This window comes from Microvirga lotononidis (genome assembly GCF_034627025.1).
GTDB classification, from domain to species: domain Bacteria; phylum Pseudomonadota; class Alphaproteobacteria; order Rhizobiales; family Beijerinckiaceae; genus Microvirga; species Microvirga lotononidis.
The window spans coordinates 1-17045 of the sequence record NZ_CP141050.1 but is presented as its reverse complement, the minus strand read 5'-3'; the positions used below and the strand labels follow the sequence as shown (position 1 = coordinate 17045).

The 17045-nt window shown below is 63.1% G+C and carries 17 protein-coding genes and 2 pseudogenes; 11 read left to right on the top strand and 8 right to left on the bottom strand.

Translation table 11 applies throughout. The features are described from left to right. Positions 1–203 precede the first annotated feature (203 nt). The 4 genes from U0023_RS29615 (at position 204) to U0023_RS29600 (ending at position 3907) form a co-directional block, all read left to right on the top strand. Positions 204–1277, top strand: a complete 1074-nt coding sequence (locus tag U0023_RS29615; RefSeq protein ID WP_009489702.1) for a trypsin-like peptidase domain-containing protein — start codon at positions 204–206, stop codon at positions 1275–1277. Beyond that, the gene (locus U0023_RS29610) at positions 1274–1627 is read left to right on the top strand and encodes a PDZ domain-containing protein (protein WP_009489703.1); all 354 of its coding nucleotides are present in this window, start codon (positions 1274–1276) and stop codon (positions 1625–1627) included. The genes U0023_RS29615 and U0023_RS29610 overlap by 4 nt, the downstream gene beginning before the upstream one ends. Positions 1628–1738: 111 nt before the next feature. Beyond that, positions 1739–2194: a response regulator gene (locus tag U0023_RS29605; RefSeq protein WP_009489704.1), complete on the top strand. Its 456-nt coding sequence runs from the start codon at positions 1739–1741 to the stop codon at positions 2192–2194. Between the two features lie 291 nt (positions 2195–2485). Further along, on the top strand, positions 2486–3907 hold the full coding sequence (locus U0023_RS29600; protein WP_083861310.1) for an alpha/beta hydrolase: 1422 nt from the start codon (positions 2486–2488) through the stop codon (positions 3905–3907). A 130-nt stretch (positions 3908–4037) separates the two neighbouring features. On the opposite strand, the gene U0023_RS29595 is transcribed toward U0023_RS29600, so the two are convergent. Next, a complete protein-coding gene (locus U0023_RS29595) occupies positions 4038–4634 on the bottom strand; it encodes a hypothetical protein (protein WP_009489706.1) in 597 nt (198 codons plus the stop codon). Positions 4635–4731: 97 nt separating this feature from the next. On the opposite strand from U0023_RS29595, the gene U0023_RS29590 reads away from it, so the two are divergent. The 3 genes from U0023_RS29590 to U0023_RS29580 all read left to right on the top strand — a co-directional run bounded on the left by U0023_RS29590 (position 4732) and on the right by U0023_RS29580 (position 6619). After that, positions 4732–4923, top strand: a complete 192-nt coding sequence (locus U0023_RS29590; RefSeq protein ID WP_009489707.1) for a hypothetical protein — start codon at positions 4732–4734, stop codon at positions 4921–4923. Between the two features lie 208 nt (positions 4924–5131). Further along, positions 5132–5725 (top strand): DUF3611 family protein, encoded by a 594-nt coding sequence (locus tag U0023_RS29585; protein WP_009489708.1) that lies wholly within the window; start codon positions 5132–5134, stop codon positions 5723–5725. A 174-nt stretch (positions 5726–5899) separates the two neighbouring features. Further along, the gene (locus U0023_RS29580) at positions 5900–6619 is read left to right on the top strand and encodes a CBS domain-containing protein (RefSeq protein WP_009489710.1); all 720 of its coding nucleotides are present in this window, start codon (positions 5900–5902) and stop codon (positions 6617–6619) included. 1385 nt (positions 6620–8004) lie between these two features. Here U0023_RS29580 and U0023_RS29575 read toward each other — a convergent pair. Beyond that, the gene (locus U0023_RS29575) at positions 8005–8313 is read right to left on the bottom strand and encodes an IS110 family transposase (RefSeq protein WP_322883894.1); all 309 of its coding nucleotides are present in this window, start codon (positions 8311–8313) and stop codon (positions 8005–8007) included. Between U0023_RS29575 and U0023_RS29570 the strand changes: the two genes are divergently transcribed. Further along, on the top strand, positions 8291–8431 hold the full coding sequence (locus tag U0023_RS29570) for a hypothetical protein (protein WP_322883919.1): 141 nt from the start codon (positions 8291–8293) through the stop codon (positions 8429–8431). The two genes, U0023_RS29575 and U0023_RS29570, sit on opposite strands and share 23 nt — an antisense overlap. A gap of 156 nt (positions 8432–8587) precedes the next feature. On the opposite strand, the pseudogene U0023_RS29565 reads toward U0023_RS29570, so the two are convergent. Both U0023_RS29565 and U0023_RS29560 read right to left on the bottom strand, forming a co-directional pair. Beyond that, positions 8588–8731, bottom strand: a pseudogene (locus U0023_RS29565) (IS110 family transposase); the annotation flags it as partial. Positions 8732–8748: 17 nt separating this feature from the next. Beyond that, positions 8749–8964, bottom strand: coding sequence for a hypothetical protein (locus tag U0023_RS29560; RefSeq protein WP_009489714.1), 216 nt, complete (start codon positions 8962–8964; stop codon positions 8749–8751). Between the two features lie 249 nt (positions 8965–9213). On the opposite strand from U0023_RS29560, the pseudogene U0023_RS29555 reads away from it, so the two are divergent. Then, a pseudogene (locus U0023_RS29555) lies at positions 9214–9420 on the top strand (DDE-type integrase/transposase/recombinase); the annotation flags it as partial. A 195-nt stretch (positions 9421–9615) separates the two neighbouring features. Here the strand turns inward: U0023_RS29555 and U0023_RS29550 are convergent. The 4 genes from U0023_RS29550 to U0023_RS29535 form a co-directional block, all read right to left on the bottom strand. Next, entirely contained in the window at positions 9616–10203 is a 588-nt protein-coding gene (locus tag U0023_RS29550; protein ID WP_009489718.1) for a hypothetical protein, read from the bottom strand. 41 nt (positions 10204–10244) lie between these two features. After that, on the bottom strand, positions 10245–10667 hold the full coding sequence (locus U0023_RS29545; protein WP_009489720.1) for a low affinity iron permease family protein: 423 nt from the start codon (positions 10665–10667) through the stop codon (positions 10245–10247). Between the two features lie 347 nt (positions 10668–11014). Beyond that, positions 11015–11278, bottom strand: coding sequence for a GlsB/YeaQ/YmgE family stress response membrane protein (locus U0023_RS29540; protein ID WP_040638063.1), 264 nt, complete (start codon positions 11276–11278; stop codon positions 11015–11017). Positions 11279–11459: 181 nt separating this feature from the next. After that, complete coding sequence (locus U0023_RS29535) at positions 11460–14192, bottom strand: UPF0182 family membrane protein (protein WP_009489724.1); 2733 nt, start codon at positions 14190–14192, stop codon at positions 11460–11462. 1089 nt (positions 14193–15281) lie between these two features. Between U0023_RS29535 and U0023_RS29530 the strand changes: the two genes are divergently transcribed. Both U0023_RS29530 and U0023_RS29525 read left to right on the top strand, forming a co-directional pair. Further along, positions 15282–16010 carry a vWA domain-containing protein gene (locus U0023_RS29530; protein WP_009489728.1) on the top strand — a complete coding sequence of 243 codons (729 nt, stop codon included), beginning with the start codon at positions 15282–15284 and terminating at the stop codon, positions 16008–16010. Continuing rightward, positions 16010–16720, top strand: a complete 711-nt coding sequence (locus U0023_RS29525; RefSeq protein WP_009489730.1) for a DnaJ domain-containing protein — start codon at positions 16010–16012, stop codon at positions 16718–16720. The genes U0023_RS29530 and U0023_RS29525 overlap by 1 nt, the downstream gene beginning before the upstream one ends. The last annotated feature ends 325 nt before the right edge of the window (positions 16721–17045 follow it).

Here is a 17045-nt window from a genome sequence, read left to right as displayed (position 1 = left end):
TGTCATCCCGAACCGTGTGCGCACGGCATTCGACCAAGCCCGAGGCGCCGCGTCAATCAAGGCGAGTACCCCGCTCCCGTCAGGATTCATGCCCGCGTCCTCTCGGCCATCGCGCGCCCCGATCTCGGGGTTCATCCGCATAGGCAGGCGGCCCGGTCGGGAGGAAACTGGGGTCGGCTCTGGCATTGCCGGGGAGACGCCGCATGCCGCTTCGGACATGGCAAACGACCCTTTGCTCCTTTGTGATCGCAGGCGCCCTCGTCGGTGCGGCAGGTTCCGCGACGGTCACGCCGGCCCTCGCCCAGGGGCCTTCCGCCCCGGCCGACTTCACGGCCATCGCGCGCGAGAGGATGCCGGCGGTCATCGCCATCACGGCCCGGCAGCGGGTCCGGGAACGGGAGACTGCCCCGGCCCTGCCGGAGGACCTGCCGTTCCGCGAGTTCTTCCGCCGTTACTTCGAGGAGCGCATGGACCCGCGGGAGGCCCTCGGGGCCGGTTTCGTGATCAGCCCGGGCGGCCACGTGGTGACCAACGATCACGTCATGGGCAATGCCGAGGAGGTCCAGGTCGTGTTCGGGACCAGCACCCGCGGTCCGGTGCGCCTCGTCGGCCGCGATCCCGCTACCGACTTGGCGGTGCTGAAGGTCGATCCGCCTCCCCGCATGATGGTGACCGCATGGGGCGACTCCGATGCGGCCGAACCCGGCTCGTGGGCCATCGCCATCGGTAGCCCCTTCGGGCTCGGCGGCACGGTCAGGGTCGGCGTGATCTCAGCGCAGTCCCGCGACATCCGGTCGGGGCCGTACGATGACTACCTCCAGACGGATGCCTTGATCAACCGCGGCAATTCCGGCGGCCCGCTGTTCAACGCCCGCGGCGAGGTGATCGGTGTCGACACGGCGATCTTCTCGCCCATCGGTGGCAATGTCGGCATCGGTTTTGCCGTACCGTCCCGTGTCACCAGGAGCGTCACCGACCAGTTGATCCGGACCGGATGGGTCGAGCGCGGGCACATCGGGGTGAGCTTGCAGGAACTCACCCCCGCGAATGCCCAGGCGCTCGGCCGCCCGAACGAGATGGGCGTGCTCGTTGCCGCGGTGGAACCCGGCGGCCCGGCCGCACGGGCAGGACTGAGGGTCGGCGACATCGTCACGGCCTTCAGCGGCAATCCGGTCGAGAGCGGACGCCACCTGTCGCGGGCGGTTGCGGCGGCGAAGCCCGGCACCGAGGCCCGGATCACCGTCTTCGGCGACGGGCGGACGAAGGAGCTGGCATGACCATCGGGCCGCGGCCGGACGGGCAGCCGCAGCAGGCCGCACTCAAGGGCTCGAGTGCCGGTGGCAGGCGGCTCGGCATGGCCCTGGCCCCGGTGCCGGAGGCGGCCCGCGGCCGGCTCGGCCTCGAGCTGGGAACGTCGGGTCTCCTGATCCAGCAGGTCGAGCCCGGCAGTCCCGCGGCCGAAACCGGGCTGCGGCCGGTAGACGCCATCGTCTCGGCCAGCAACCGGCCCGTGACCGCCCCCGCCGAAGTCGCGAATGCCTGGACTGAGGCCCAGGGGCAGAACAGGCCAGTCCTGCTGCGGATCAACCGCGACCGGCAGTCGCTGTTCGTGGCCGTTGGGGGATGACAGCGTGGTGAGCGTTCGCCGCGCCCCCGTCCCGGCAGCCGTTCATGCAGCGTTCGGGGTCGCGCCTGGACCATGAGCCATGGCGCCCGATCCCCGTGAGGTTCTTCGTCGATGACGCGTTCAGCCACAATCCGCATCCTGATCGCCGATGATCACGCCGAGGTGCGGTCCAGCCTTCGCGCGATCCTCAGCGGGCAGCCAGGGTGGGAGATTGTGGCGGAAGCCGCCAACGGCCTTCAGGCGGTTGAACTCGCCGCCGAGACCCGCCCGGATGTCGCGATTCTGGATTACCGGCTTCCGCTCCAGAACGGCATCGAGGCCGCCCGGGCGATCCGCGCGTCATGCCCTGCGACCGAAGTGCTGCTCTTCACCATACATGGGGGCAGGCAACTGATTCGGAAGCTGCTTGAGGCCGGTGCCCGCGGCTACCTATCCAAGTCCGAGGCGCGCCGGTACCTGATCGCGGCGGTCGAGGCGCTGTCGCGGCACGAACCCTTCTTCCCGGACAGTGTGCCGAGGGACCTCCTAGACGCGTGCCTCGGCAAGCGTGCCGCCGAGCCGGATTGACGAAGGGACAATCGGGAGCAGGCCCCTGCCGGCGCCCAGCCGGGAGCGGACTGCAAGGGCAGTCGATCAAATCAGCCCGGCTCAGGGTTTCTTCCTTGATGGTTCGGGGTTTTTCCCAATGGCAAGTGCAATCGGTGGGGGCGAACCTCAAGGATCGTCCCGTGACGGGACCGGGCTTGATTTTGCCGCTCGGACCCGGCTCGGGGCACCGAGGAGCGCACCTTGAGGCTGATCACCCGTGCAGGGCTGAAGCGAGTTGCGGTCGGCGCAGGCCTCCTCGTGACGCTGACCATGTTCCTCGTCGTCGCCGGTCTCTCGTTCCGGGCCTATGACGCCCTTCGCGCCCCGCCGTTGGAGGCTTGGCACACCTTCGTGCCGGACGAACCCGATGCCGACGCCATCGATGCCATGGACTGGGCAGGGTATCTCCGGGTGGAGGGGCAACTCATCGCCGACGTGAGGCGGGAGGTCTTCCGCCCTCCGGAAGCCGGTGCGGCGATCCCGCTGGACCGCTATGTCACCGGCAGTGCCGTCGACCCGCAGACGTTTGGGACCGACTGGAACCGCTCCTATGTCATGGAGCCTGACGGCATTCCGATCGGAGCTGCCGTGCTCCTGCACGGGCTCACCGACGCCCCCTACAGCATGCGCCATCTCGCCGCCGTCTACCGCGACCGCGGCTTCGTCGCCGTCGGCATCCGCCTGCCTGGCCACGGCACCGTTCCCGCAGCGCTCACGGAGGTGGAGTGGGAGGACTGGTTGGCGGCGGCCCGGCTCGCCGTGCGGGAGGCCGTCCGCCGCGCCGGGCCGGGCAAGCCCCTGCACGTCGTCGGGTTCTCGAACGGCGGCGCGCTCGCGCTGAAGTATGCCCTTGATGCACTCGAGGACGAGCGGCTGGCACGGCCGGAGCGGCTCGTCCTTCTCTCTCCGATGATCGGCATCACCGCCTTCGCGCGCTACGCCGGGCTGGCCGGGTTGCCCGCCTTCTTTCCGGCCTTCGCCAAGGCCGCTTGGCTCGGCATTCTTCCCGAGTTCAATCCATTCAAGTACAATTCGTTTCCCGTGAACGGGGCACGCCAGTCGTACCAGGTGACCCAGGCGCTCCAGGGCCAGCTCCAGCGGGCGGAGGCCAGCGGCACGATTGCCAGGCTCCCGCCGATCCACACGTTCCAGTCGGTCGCCGACTTCACGGTCAGCACCCGCGCCATCGTCTCGAACCTCTACGCGCGGCTGCCGAACAACGGCAGCGAGCTGACGCTGTTCGACCTCAATCGGGCGGTCAAGCTCGGTCCGCTCATCGCCCGATCGGCGGAGACGGCCGTCGACCGAATCCTGCCGCCTGCCCCGCGGAGATTCCGGACGACGCTCATCACGAATGCCGACACGTCCTCGCTGGAAGCCGTCGAGAGGGCGACGGAGAGCGGCGCGACGGCCGAGACGGTTACGGCACTCGGCCTCGCGTTCCCGCTGACCGCCTTCTCGCTGTCCCACGTCGCCCTTCCGTTTCCGGAGACGGATCCGCTCTACGGCTCGCAACCGGGCCCGGGCGAGAGCTTCGGCGTCAACCTCGGCACCCTGACGCCCCGGGGCGAGCGCGGCGTCCTTGTGGTACCGCTCGATGCGCTGGTGCGGATCTCGTCCAACCCGTTCTACCCGTACATCGCGCGCAGGGTTGCCGAAGGGATCGACCGGATGCCGCGGCAGGCCCCCTGACCACGCGTGATCCGCACATGCAGGGCTTCGACGCCACCGCATCAGCCCGACGGCCCCATCGTGGGCCGGCGCCGCAGCATGATCGCGGCAGCCGGCTTGGTGCCGGAGACGGGTGGGCGAACCCTGCCGATTACCGGCTCTCCGCACGGCGCTTTGCCGCTAGGTCGCTGTATCGGATGATCGTTTCGCGGATCGTCCCAAGCTGGTGGATGAGCAGGCATCGCCCGTGGTTGTGCTGGTCGTTGTAGCTGCCTGGGATCTGCACGGACTGGGTGAGGATCACGTTGCGAAAGATGTTCCGCTCGCGCAGCCCGAAGTTCACCTGCAAGTACTGCTGCACCTTCTCATGCCATTCCGCACGTCGCCGCTGCCATTTCTCGAAATCGGCATCGCTCTCGACCACGGCGTTGAAGACTTGGGAGCTCCCCTCGTCGAAATAGGACGACAGTTCGTCCAGCGCCCTTTCGGTATCCGCGATGCCTCTCAGCTCCGTCCTGCCGCTCGCGGCATAATCCAGCAGCCACCACATGATCATGGTACCGGCGATCGCAATGGCAATGGCGAAGGGCAGATACGCGAAGGGGCCGTCCGCATCGATCAGGATACCGAACTTGAGCATCGCAAAGTCCAGCAGCCCGCCGGCGGCGACCGTTAGGGACGGCAAGATATATCGGCGATGCCCGCCGGCGGCGGAGAAGGCTGCCGTGAGTTCCTTGAGCTGTGCCATTCGATCCGTTCCCACGCTGAGGTCAGGGAAAGGGGATTCGATCGGATGCGTGCAACGCACCTCATTCTTGCATTTGTTGCTCGGGAGGCAATTCCCAATGGACGCAAGCAAGATCCCGTCGATCGGTGCCGGCGCCGTGCACCCCATGTTCCTGCGTCTGGAGCGCGGCCCCAAGGGGTGCAGGGATGGTGACGGGAAGTCGGCCGGAGCGGCTTCCGCCACGGCCGAGGAATCGCCAAGGGACCTGTGCGGGCATTCCTCGCGGTGGGTCAGGGATTTCCCCAATTGAAAATACCCGCGGGACGCGCAAACTCCCGGTCATGCGCAGCGACGCCGATGTGCTTGGACTTCCCCGCTCAAGCACGTCGGCAGTTCCCCGCATGTCCCTGGAATGAAGGATCGAGCCATGGACTTGCGGAGCCACCAGCCACGGCAATGGGACGTGCTCAAGTGGCGTTGGCTGAGTGGCGGGACACCCTCGCGCGGGAGGTTGCAGGATGGGCGATCTTGCGAAGGCATTCCTGCGGATGGGCCGGATCGGATTCTGGGCGCAGGTGGGCATCGGCGTGGTCTCCGTCGCCATGGCCATCTCCGCCATCGTCTTGGACCGCAGGACGGGTATGGGGACGCGCGATAACCCAACGCTGATCCAATACCTCACTGGCGTAAGCTTGCTCGGGTTGGCGTTCACGACAGCCTGGTCCTATCGGTACATCTTGCTCGCGGACCGCATCGCCGATCCGGCACGCGGCCTATCCATGGCCTCGCTGCGGCAGATCGTATGGACGGGCGTCGCGGCAAGTGCAATGAGCCTTGTCCTCTCGATGCTCATCATTCTGTTCGAGGCTGTGCAACTGTTCCTATACTTCCTCCGTGCACCGCAAGCTGGCATCAACGTGATCCAGACCACAGATGGGCCGGCGACGTGGGTTTCGGCGGGCGATATCCTCAGCCTGACAGTCGTCATCCTCATGACCTTCATCGAGGTTCTCGTGCTCGCACTGGGCCTTTGGCTGCTGTTCACCACGACAACGTACCCGGCCGAGGAACCTGCTCCCCAGGAGGCACATGACGAGGTCTTGTCGCAGTGACTCAAACTGATCACGAAGAATCCGGTCGAACGGATTCCCCGGGGGCGCGGTCCGCCCCGCATCACGCGATCATCGCATGTCCCCGGGGCACCTCGCGAACGGGTGGCCGTTGCCCCGTTGTTGGGTTCGCCGGCCACGAGCCGGGACATGCACCCATGCCTTCAGGAGGGATCCATGATCGTTGAGGATGTCATGGCCACACCGGTGATCAGCGTCGAACCATCCGCCACCGTCGCTGAAGCAGCAAGGCTCATGCTGGCGGATCGGATCAGCGGCCTTCCGGTCACCACCCGGGACGGCACGCTCGTCGGGATGATCAGCGAAGGTGACCTCCTGCGCCGGGGGGAGCTGGGCACCGACCGCAAGCGGTCCTCATGGCTGGAGTTCCTCGTCGGTCCCGGAACGCTGGCCGACGAATATGTCAGGACCCACGGCCGCAAGGTCGAGCAGGTGATGTCGGGTGATCCCGTGACGACGCGCCGGGATGCGCCGCTCGAGGAGGTCGTCACGGCGATGGGCCGCCACGGCATCAAGCGGCTGCCGGTGCTCGAGAGCCGCAAGGTGGTCGGGATCGTGGCACGCTCCGACGTCCTGCGGGCCCTGGCGCGGACCATGCCGACGAATGCCTCATACTGCGTCACCGATGATCGGATCCGGGAGGCCGTACTGGTGAAATTGGACGAGCAGAAGTGGGGCAGCAAATTCATCAGGGTGCGCGTCGAGAACGGGGTAGTGACCTTGACCGGCACCATCTTCGATGAACGCGAGCGGCAGGCGGCCAAGGTGGTAGCCGAGAACGTGCCCGGTGTGAAGGCGGTGGTTGATCAGATAGCGTGGATCGAGCCTTTCTCGGGAATGGTGGTCCTTCCGGAGGAGAGTGGGACCCATACATGAGTTCTCCACAGCGGATGGTTTGGAGTACATCGCCACTGGAAGGTCCGCAGCGGGTCGAGGGGTGGGATGGCAGTGGTATTTTGAGAATACCGCTAAAGGCCTTGTTCTTGTTGATGTTGGACCCGAGAGACACGTGAGGCCGCCGGAGAAATTCTAGAGTTCCCTGCCTCTCTCACATCCGCATTGCCTCCACACATTTCCCGTAAAGCACGGTATAATCCCCAACACGAAGGGAGTTGCGCCCGAACTGGTCTGGAGAACAGCCATGGCCGACACTGTAACACGTCCAGTGATCTTATGGGACACCCTGAAACTCTCAGCCAAGCCCTTGCGAAGCCGAAGCGATATTCTGGTCGTGGCTGATGTGAAGGTTCAGGAGAGAGGGCACAAGCGTTCTGACGAGTACAGGATCAACTTTGAGCTTAACCGGCATCATGGCCTCGTGTCCGTTGATACCGAAGTCATGGAAACAGCGGGGCGAGATGGTCCCCACTGGAGATACTCAGGTAGGCGCGATGTGGTCATGGCGGTTAGGGACCACTTCCTCACCACGCAGCTATATGCACACGTGGCTGGGCAACTGGGGTGGGTCCCAAACCCAAGTGTTGAGCTAGTTAAAGAACCTTTGGACCCATGAACTAATTGGCCAATGCACGCTGGAACGTTGCCTATCCAGGGTTGTTTGTCCCTGCCTTCACGGTTCCTCCTGTTCGTGATGGTTTCTCCCTCTGGTGAAGGCTTGAGCCCTGAGTGTGTCTTGGGGCTTTCTTTTGCTGGGCTTCATTTTGGTTGGAGCCCCCTCACACGAAGCTCAAGGCGGATTGCACGTAATCGCCCCCGAAGCTCAAGTTCACGGCGGTGGAACTCCTCCTCAAGTTTTGTCAGTTCGCGTATTAGGGAACCGTACTCTGACACCAACTCCGCATCATCCTGACCCGCTAGTGTGGACGGAGATTTGAGCCCGGTTTGGACGATTGAACGAACCTGCCTGACCGTCGGTGGGCCAAACCCGGCAAGCGTCATCAGGAGATCGTCTGAGAGAGCAGCCACTTCCAAGAGGGAGGGTCGGCGGCCACCAAACTCAGCCAGGATACTTTGCTGTGCCTGAAACCTTACGGATGTATTTGACAAGCCGTTTTCGATAGCAGACAGCTCTTTTGTCTTTCGCCACTGCCCTGCAGTCGTTCGCGTCCAACCGCTCACTGTTCGATTGGAGTGCGCCAGGGCCTGACGAGAGGCGCGCTGGGGCTGCCTGGATTGCAAGAGCGCAGACGGCTCGGGCCTACCGGCGAGTGGATTGGCAGGGCTGGTTTTGCTATAGTTGACAGGCTCGGGTGCCCCCGGAGCGAAGAGCAGGGCGTGAGGTTGCAACCCTGCCGCGCAGCTTAGGATCGTCGCACCTCATTGGCGGCACCCGAGCACCCTTTCGGCGCTCGCTTTTTCCAGGTGGCCACCGACTTGCCGCGCTTGTTCCTGATACGGACGAAGAAAGCCCGCAGGGGACCAGGTACGCCGGAGATCACCCAAGCGGCTTCAACCAGCATTGACCGGGCGTGGGCCCGTCCCTGTTTGCTGATGCGGCCATGGTAGGCGGGCTTGTCGCCGGACTGCCGCACCTTCGGATTGAGGCCGAAGTAGCTCACCAGCTTTTGCGGCGAGGAGAACCGCTTGATGTCGCCGATCGCCGCCAGCACGCTCATGGCCACCGTGGCATTCACCCCCGTGATCGTCATCAAGCGCCTTCTGGGCGAGGCTCTTGTCCAGCTCCGCGAGCTCGGCCCCAAGCCGATCCAGTTCACCGGCATGGCGTAGCACGACACGACGCTGATCCTCGGCGAGCGGGAGGGCCTCCGACCAGGCCCTTCCGCGTTTCGAGAACAGGCTGCCTTGATAGGGTGGGATCAGGTGAGCGTGCAGAACCGCGTGGATCCGGTTCTTGAGGCGGGTCATCTGCGCGACCAGTTGGGGGCGTTCTGCCGAGACACGGCGGCGGGCCTCGGTCTCCTCGTCCGGCATCCAGACTGCGGGCAGGAACCCGCTGGCATGGAGCTTCGCCAGCACGCGAGCATCAATCTTGTCGGTCTTGACCTTAGCCCAGGCGATCGCCCGCACCAGGTTGGGATTGGCAATCACCACCCGTGCCACGAACGGCGACAGCAGGCGCACGATGGCGCTGGTGTTGCCGTCGGCTCCAGGACGACCTCGTCGTCAGGCCTCAGGGACTGGGCGAACCGCCGCAGGCGGCTGCGTTCAAGATCCACCTTGCCAGCATCCCGGATAACTCCGTTCTCCAGGATTGCCATCTGGGCGAAGGACCGATGGACATCGAGAGCAATGATCCTCATCTCCGGCTCCTGTTCGGTTGCTCAACCTCGGGAGCCGGTGGGCCACACGACAACTACGGATCCGCGCTCGCAGCGCACCCGGGCCAGTCGAAGGGGCGGCCAGATAACAACACGAGCTCTCAGCTCACAGATATTTTCGGCCTGCCCACCTTCCGTGCTCCCGACACCCCTATCCCGGTGTGCTGATGGTAACCGACCCTTCAGCCGTCTGAAAGGCGGATCGAGGTGTCGCGCCTATTCATGCCCGATAACAACATCGTTGAGCAGGATCACCGACGTATCAAGCGGTTGGTTCGCCCTGGGCTGGGCTTCAAGAGCTTCACGACGGCCTCACGGACAATCGCGGGCTACGAGGTCATGGCGATGATCCGCAAAGGACAGGTTGACCGTGCACCCGCGAATGACATGGGCACTCAGCGCGACTTCATTGCCGCGCTCTTCGGCACGGCTGCTTGACCTGAGGTCCATTCCGACTCGTGCGTGACCTATGTCAGGGGTTGCAACGGAACCGGCTCGTGACAGAAGAGCATGCCATAGTTCTGTATCGGCATATGGTCGAGGCGATTGCCTTTCCGGGCGATCTCGTGAGTGACGAGGTCGGCCGGAATACCCTTGAGACCGGATTCATGCAGGCGTGCTGCCGGAGCGGCATTACCGTCTCGTGGATGAGCTTTCCACCACGTAGGAGCGGATCCGCGTCCTCCCGTGGCTGAGATCCCGTTGGCCGACACCGGAGTGCTCCGCCGCTTCTGCTGTCACCTCTTCGCTGACGGAGGCCGAATGGTCGCCGGTGGTCAGGTTGGCGGCCGATCCGGAAAGGTCATCTCTGGTCGACACACCGGACCATCCCTCCGCTCGCCAGGAGTCGGCGCGCTCGTCCATGTCGATGGTGCCTGCGTCGTCGAGGATGTCGAGCACACGCTCATACTGCTCATCGCTGGCATCGACCGAGATCAGGTAACCACCGCGGTTGAGGCCCTCCGCATAGGTGTGCCGGTCCGCGTCAGGCAGAAACCAACCACCCAAAGCGCCCCAGAATCCCCCTGGCTCGGTACGGCGGGCTGCGGCGGGATCATCCGGTGGATCACGCTCGTCACCAGGCATGAAGCGGATGCTGTCGCGGGGTAGCCCGGCATCCACCAGACGCTCGATGGCGTCCTCGGCATTGCTGCGCCTGTCGAAGAAGGCTGTCACCACCTTCCGGGACAATGAAGAACCTGTGGGTATGCTGGACGTCATCGGTCTGTCTCCTCCTCGATGATGATCTAACTATCTGAAGCTCATGGTTCTGCGGTCTTCCGGTTCACTGCTCCCTCCGCCATCTCAGTCGCCTGCCTCGCGCCCTGGACCTTCTTAGCCCGTGCCTCGCAATGCGTGCGAAGCTCCTTCAGTTCTTCTTCCGTGAGGTGCTCGATGCCGATAAACGTGTTCTGGGCAGCACTGGCCCGGATCAACTCGTCGAGCTTGGTCTGCATTGCCGCCCCGTCACGGTTCTGAGTGTTCTGGATCAGGAACACCATCAGGAACGTGACAATCATGGTGCCGGTGTTGATCACCAACTGCCAAGCATCTGAGAAGTGAAAGGTCGGTCCAGTGATGGCCCAGCCGACCACCACCACTACGCATAAAGCGAAGGTGACCGGCTTGCCGGTCGCATGCGCCTCATGTTCGGCAAAGCCACTGAAGGTCTGGGACAGAGACATCGGCCCCTCCATCAGGAGCCAAGCCAAGCGGCAGTGCTAAGGTGGCCCCGGGCTAAACATTGTCCGCCTGCTTGCCGACCATCGTCAACCCAACGGAAGGCCGGAGCACCGGTCGTCGCAGAGGTCGATCGTCACTCCACCTCAGCGTTGGACCGTGGAACACCGCCGCCTGCCCGGCGCGATCGCCTGAGCCTGAACCGCGTTTGGTTTGGAGGCGGTGGGCCTGCCCACGTTCGAGCATTCACAGCTTAGGTATAGACTGGGCCGGTTCGCCGCGATCCGGTCCATGCCTGCCGTCCGTTCATGCACCGGGTCTACCCAAAGCCGGGCCGTCGGCTCCAGGTCACCTAGATCGAGGAGCCGCTCCGACCTGCTACAGCATGGTAGAGCGCCAGCACAACGATCACTCCGATGACAGCGAGGACCATGCTCCAGAGGTTGAAGCCGGTCACGCCAACATGCCCGATGGCGTTGAAGATGAAGCCGCCAACCACAGCCCCGACGATGCCGAGCACAATGTCGAGGATGACGCCCTCGCCCGATTTGTTCACGATCTTGCTTGCGATGAAGCCCGCAATGAGGCCGAGAACCAGCCAGCCGATGATCGACATGCCACTCACCCGTGCTGCCTCCGAACTAACGGTGACGCGTGAATAGAGTTCGGGCGCTTCGTAGAACGCCTCATCGGGAGTGGAACAAGAACTGATGGTGGGCGCCTCCCTCAAGCGGTGTCCAACACCGCCACTGTGGCACACCAAGCCCGTTGGGAGCGTCCACCCTATTGGAACCCATCTAGCGCTCGCCCGTGGCCGCACTCGAGCGCTCAAGAACAATTCGCAGCTGATCCAGTTCCGCTCCAAAGCCCTGCCAATCTCCCGCCTTCAGCCGCTCCATCGCCTGCTGGTAGTGGCTGAGAGCCTCCCGGGCGCGGTCGGCTTTCGGACGGACCGTCACATCTCGGGACGGTGCCCCGGCCTGCTGTGAGGCGTGCACCGGTTCCGGGAACAGAGCCGCCAGGGCCTGAGGGAGCGTTTCCTCCATGACAACCTGGTCGCCATAGGCAGCGATCACGCGCTTGAGTTCCGGAATCTGTCCCGTCGATGCGCGCAGATACAATGGTGATACATATAGAATGGAATTCTCGATTGGGATCACATGGAGGTTCCCGCGGATGACGCGCGAGCCGAGCTGGTTCCAGAGGGAGAGTTGCTGCGATATCGCAGTATTCTGATTGATGCGGGCTTCGATCTGGAACGGCCCGTAGACGAGCTTGTCCTTAGAAAATTCGAACACGATCATCTCGCCGTAATGGGGCGGATCGCACCGGGCGGCCAGCCAGGCAATCATGTTCTCGCGCTGGCTCGGCACCATTGGGAGCATCAGAATGTTCTCGGCCGCAGGCTCGCCGGGCAGGCGCATGATCATATAATAGGGTGCCATCGTGCCAGAGCCACCGTCGGTCGGCTGGCGGGGAAACTGCCAGAGATCCTCCCGATTATAGAACACCTCCGGCGCTTCCATGTGGTACGCCCCGTATGTGCGCGCCTGGATGAGGAATAGATCCTCCGGGTAGCGAATATGCCTCTGCAAGTCCGGCGGCAGGGCCGCAAAGGCCTTGAACAAACCTGGAAAGATGCGCTGATAGGTTGTGGCAATCGGGTCTGAGGGATCGGCCAGGTACAGGTCGACAGAACCGTTGTAGGCATCAACCACGACCTTGACGGAGTTGCGGATATAATTGAGCCCTCCACCTCCGTCATAAGGGACGGCGTATGGGAAGTAATCGCTCGTCGTGTAGGCATCCTGCACCCAGAAGAGACGACCATCGCTGACCACAGGGTAAGGGTTGTGGTCGAGGCGGAGAAATGGCGCAATCGTCTCCACGCGCTCTTTGATGGTCCGTCGGAACATGACCCGGCTCTCGGCGGTGGCGTAGCTGCTGATCAGAATGTTTGGGTCGCTGAAATACCAAGCGAAGAGGACCCTCCGCGCCGCACTTCCCACCGGGACCCCACCATTGCCGCCATACGGCGCATAGACATTCTCTTTGCCCTTGGGGTAATCGAATTCCGGGGTGCTGCCCTGGACGAGAACGTAGGTGTCGGTCAGTTCGCCGTAATAGATGCGGGGCTCGCGAACGGGAGGGCCCCCGGTCGCGATGGGCGGAATGTCTCCGAGATAGAAGACCGGCAGCCCTTCGGCGCTTTTGCGGGTAACCGGGCTCATGATCACACCATTCCCATGCGTGAACAGCACATGGCGGTTGACCCAGGTCTGAGCATTGGCGGGCAGGAGGTTGGAAGCGAGTTCGCGAGCCGACAGCATCACCTGCCGGTATGCGCCGTCGAGCCAGTAACGATCGACATCGACGTCCCCGAACTTATAGTAGGTCCGGATTTCCTGCAGTTGACGATAGGTAGCCATCAACGGTTGCTCATCCCATAGCCGGATATTGTCGATGGTCGCCTGATTGGTCTGGATCGAGGCGGACGTGAGGCTCTGCTCGACCGGGAAGGCTCTGGTGGTTATGCGATGGAGGTTATAGGCCTGTCGGGTGAGCGTGATGTTCTGCTGGATGTAGGGCTTCTCCAGCTCCAGCTCGTTGGGTTTCACGACCAGGCGCTCAAACAGGACGGGAAATACCTCGCCCAGGACGAAGGCACTCCCGAACACCAGCGCTGCCGCGACGAGCGGGAGCTTGTAAGTGCGGACCGACACATTGGTCCACGACACAACAGCGGCAATAACCGCAAGTCCCATCAGCAGCCAGAGGACCGGCAGTCCAACGTGCACATCCGTATAACTGGCTCCCACCACGACGCCATTGTCACCGTAAAGCAGGAGATAGCGGTCCAGCGCGTAAGACCACGCTTTGACAGCAAAGAAGACGCCGAGCAAAGCAGAGCCATGGGCAATTGCCGTCCGGGACATTACTCGGCGGTGACCGTCGAGCTCGATATGGCCACGCACCCAATATACGGTTCCGGCACTGAGAACGCTCAGGCTAAGCGTCAGCAGCATCCAGTTTCTGAGAGCGAGATAAGCTGGGAGCAAGAAGAGATAGAAGCTGACATCGTTGCCAAAGACCGGATCGCGTTGGCCGTCGGGCACCTGATAGACAAATCGTAGGAGAACACCCCAATTGGTCATCGCCCAAACGGCCAATAGAGCTCCGAGGATGACGGCCGCACTCAGGAGGACAAGAGGGAGGCGTCTAAGCACGATGTCTGGCACACCCGCCGATGTCTGCGGGTAGCCCGTGCCTCGGGCCAGCTCGAGGAAGCGTCCCGTCTCTAACTTCGCAAATCGGGATGCGAGCCAGCCGTTCCACCCGATGATGATTGCGGTTGTCCCAAAGACCGTCAGGAACAACAAGGCCTTGGTCCTGAGAACCGTCCAGAACACATCGGCGTAGCCGAGCGCCGAAAACCATGTCCAGTCGACCACGAGGTCGAGGACTATGTCCAATACGATCAGGCAGGTCACGATCACGGCTGCCGCGACGGCCGTGCGTCTCCAGGGCATGATCCACCTCCGTCTGGTGGCTCCCACGGGCCCCGTCCCAGCAGGGCGCACCCGAAGTTTGTGGACTCAGTATATGCGCTTTTGGACCTTGGTGTCAGTGGAGATAATGGCGCCGCGGGATTCCGGGTGGTCGCGCAGCGCCTGGCGAGCTGCGGAGGGTGGCTGCGAAGGAACGGAGATCGAAGCGAGTGAAACTTAGCAGCATTGACGTTCTCGATCATGCAGGGGCTGAAATTGGCCCCGGCTCGACTAATGCCCAAGCAGCACTTGCCGGTTTCAGCTCATCGTTACCATCCGCACACCCCTGCACACTACGAATCTGTCCCAAAGGACTTGGCTATCCGGTCCGTGGCTGATGCTACGGCCGGACAAGGGCATCTCAGTCCGCCGTGCCGAAGCGCTCGGCGTCAGCAGGGCGACCATCAGGCGCGAGCGAGCCTTGAAGAATGGCGTGGTCAAGATCGACGGACTCTATGTGAGCGGCAAGCCGCGGCCGGATGGCCAGCGAGCATCACGCGGCCGCGGACGCAAAGGCGAGCTCAAGACCTTGAAAAGCCCAGCGCTCGTGGCTGTAAAGAGGCCGCCGCCCTGAGCCCCGGCTCACTCTTGGCCAGGTTCGGGTCGCAGTGATTGAGGATCAGTCTGAGCCCAGAGCTGCCCCGGTTCTCACCGCATCCAGCGAGCCCATGGCTCATCTGATGAGAGACGAACGGAAAGCCTTCGCCCCAATGGGCAGCGCGTTCGCAGGTCCTGCTACCGGTTTACCGCAATCCCCGCCTGGCCCAAGAACAATGAGGCGGACAGCCGGGGCTCCGAGAAGGATGGCATGTAGACACGCCTTTACCAAGTTGGCGCACCTGGGCGTTATTGGTTTTTGTAGCGCTCCTCGGGATTGCGCGCGCATCAGATTATAACCCGGCCCCTGATTGCACGTATTGGTTGTATTTACAATGTCTGCGCAACGATCAGGATTCCTACTCATCCTGTTCATCCTGGCAGGGCCCGCAAGAAGGGCATGCCCGTGAAAGCTACATCCACCGGATTTACAGGCCCTCGCTCGAACCCCACATCTTGGGAGAGGGAGAGACGATGGCTGACAAGAAGGACCTCACACGACCACCCATCGCTGGCGCCAGTCCGGCTTCGAGGATCGACTCGTTCCTGGACGACGCTAAGCGTCTTGGGCCACTGGCCGGCAATGCTCCCCGGGCTCGGCTCGTGTTTGCTCTCGACGCCACAATGAGCCGGCAGCCGACCTGGGATCTGGCCTGTCGCGTTCAGGGCGAAATGTTTGCCGCGGCCAGTGCGGCCGGCGGCCTCTCTGTGCAGCTGGTGTATTTCCGAGGCTTCGGTGAGTGCCGCGCATCGCGTTGGGTCGCTGATCCGCGGGCCCTCACCGACCTCATGACCAAGATCAGCTGCCGGGGTGGTCAAACCCAGATCGCGCGGGTGCTCCGCCACGTCCGGACAGAGGCAGGCCAGAGCCCGTTGAAAGTTCTTGTTTACGTTGGTGATGCCATGGAGGAGCCGATCGATGACCTCTGTGCCATGGCGGGAGAACTCGGTCTCCTCGGAATCAAGGCTTTCATGTTCCACGAGGGGCACGACCCAGATGCGGCCCGCGCCTTTCAAGAAATTGCCCGCCTGAGCGGCGGAGCTTACTCCCGGTTCGATGCCGGAACTCCTCAGGTCCTGTCCGAACTCCTGCGCGCCGCAGCCGCCTATGCGACTGGCGGTGTTGCAGGTCTTGCGGAGTTGACTGCCGGCAGCGCACAAGCTCGGGGCCTGCTCACTGCCATCACTGAGCGTAAGCCGTGATGCTGCTGTATGGCATTGCGGCCGTTGCGGTTCTGTGGTGGTTCATGAGCAACTTTGCACATGCCAACCCTGCTACTCTGGCGAGGTTTCTTAAGGTCATTGGCGGGGTAGTGGCATTGTGCCTTGCGGGCCTGCTCGCGGTGCGGGGGCGGATCGACATGGCCCTGCTGATCGGAAGCTTCGGCGCCTGGCTCCTCGGATGGAACCGCCTTGCCTTCCCCAGTCTGGGGGGACGCGCCCAGCGGGCCTCCGGCCACATGTCACGCGTTCGTTCGCAGCTGATTCAAATGACACTGGATCACGATACGGGCGAAATGGAGGGCTCAGTGCTTGCCGGTGCCTTCGAAGGACAGCAACTCGGGTCCCTGGATGAGGCTCGCCTGCGGGATCTGCTGGCCGAGTGTCACGCGCGCGATCCTGATGGTGTTCGCCTTCTCGAGGCCTATCTCGACCGCCGTTCTCCTCGTTGGCGTGAACACGCTCAGACCGGAGAGGCGCCGCAGGCAGACGCTCCCTTCCCATCGGGCGCGATTACCCCCGAGGAAGCCTATCGGATCCTGGATCTCCATCCAGGGGCCAGTCCCGATGAGATCCGGCAGGCCCATCGGACCCTGATGAAGAAGCTCCACCCGGACCAAGGTGGTTCGACCTATCTCGCGGCGCGTGTCAACCAAGCCAAGGACGTTCTGTTGAAACGGGGCTACAGGTAATCGCGGAGGTGCGTGCTTGCTGCGTCCTTCGTTCCGCGTGTTTGGACGCAATCCGTGTATCCGGTGCCGATCGGCTGGCTCTCTGAAAGCTACGCTTCATCCCAACAGCTAAAGTGTTGATATAATTAGGTATGACGGAAACAGAGAAAGTTAAAGTGGAGATTACTACGGCATGCCCTTAAGATGTTCCGTCTTTCTCGGACGGGATCAAAAGCGGCTTCGTTTGGGATCGGATCGCGGAGGCTTGTAGTAGCCTCCTCTCATCAGCCGAGCTGCTAATGCCAGTAGTGTGGTGAAGGTTCTGCAAATCGCCTGATCGGGGCGG

Coding starts and splice junctions, on each gene's coding strand:
- U0023_RS29600 (WP_083861310.1), top strand. CDS start 2,486: ATGTTCCTCGTCGTCGCCGGTCTCTCGTTCCGGGCCTATGACGCCCTT.
- U0023_RS29570 (WP_322883919.1), top strand. CDS start 8,291: ATGTCGCCGATCGCCGCCAGCACGCTCATGGCCACCGTGGCATTCACC.
- U0023_RS29540 (WP_040638063.1), bottom strand. CDS start 11,278: ATGTCGATCATCGGCTGGCTGGTTCTCGGCCTCATTGCGGGCTTCATC.
- U0023_RS29610 (WP_009489703.1), top strand. CDS start 1,274: ATGACCATCGGGCCGCGGCCGGACGGGCAGCCGCAGCAGGCCGCACTC.
- U0023_RS29525 (WP_009489730.1), top strand. CDS start 16,010: ATGCTGCTGTATGGCATTGCGGCCGTTGCGGTTCTGTGGTGGTTCATG.
- U0023_RS29595 (WP_009489706.1), bottom strand. CDS start 4,634: ATGGCACAGCTCAAGGAACTCACGGCAGCCTTCTCCGCCGCCGGCGGG.
- U0023_RS29590 (WP_009489707.1), top strand. CDS start 4,732: ATGGACGCAAGCAAGATCCCGTCGATCGGTGCCGGCGCCGTGCACCCC.
- U0023_RS29535 (WP_009489724.1), bottom strand. CDS start 14,192: ATGCCCTGGAGACGCACGGCCGTCGCGGCAGCCGTGATCGTGACCTGC.
- U0023_RS29585 (WP_009489708.1), top strand. CDS start 5,132: ATGGGCGATCTTGCGAAGGCATTCCTGCGGATGGGCCGGATCGGATTC.
- U0023_RS29530 (WP_009489728.1), top strand. CDS start 15,282: ATGGCTGACAAGAAGGACCTCACACGACCACCCATCGCTGGCGCCAGT.
- U0023_RS29550 (WP_009489718.1), bottom strand. CDS start 10,203: ATGACGTCCAGCATACCCACAGGTTCTTCATTGTCCCGGAAGGTGGTG.
- U0023_RS29560 (WP_009489714.1), bottom strand. CDS start 8,964: ATGAGGATCATTGCTCTCGATGTCCATCGGTCCTTCGCCCAGATGGCA.
- U0023_RS29615 (WP_009489702.1), top strand. CDS start 204: ATGCCGCTTCGGACATGGCAAACGACCCTTTGCTCCTTTGTGATCGCA.
- U0023_RS29605 (WP_009489704.1), top strand. CDS start 1,739: ATGACGCGTTCAGCCACAATCCGCATCCTGATCGCCGATGATCACGCC.
- U0023_RS29545 (WP_009489720.1), bottom strand. CDS start 10,667: ATGTCTCTGTCCCAGACCTTCAGTGGCTTTGCCGAACATGAGGCGCAT.
- U0023_RS29580 (WP_009489710.1), top strand. CDS start 5,900: ATGATCGTTGAGGATGTCATGGCCACACCGGTGATCAGCGTCGAACCA.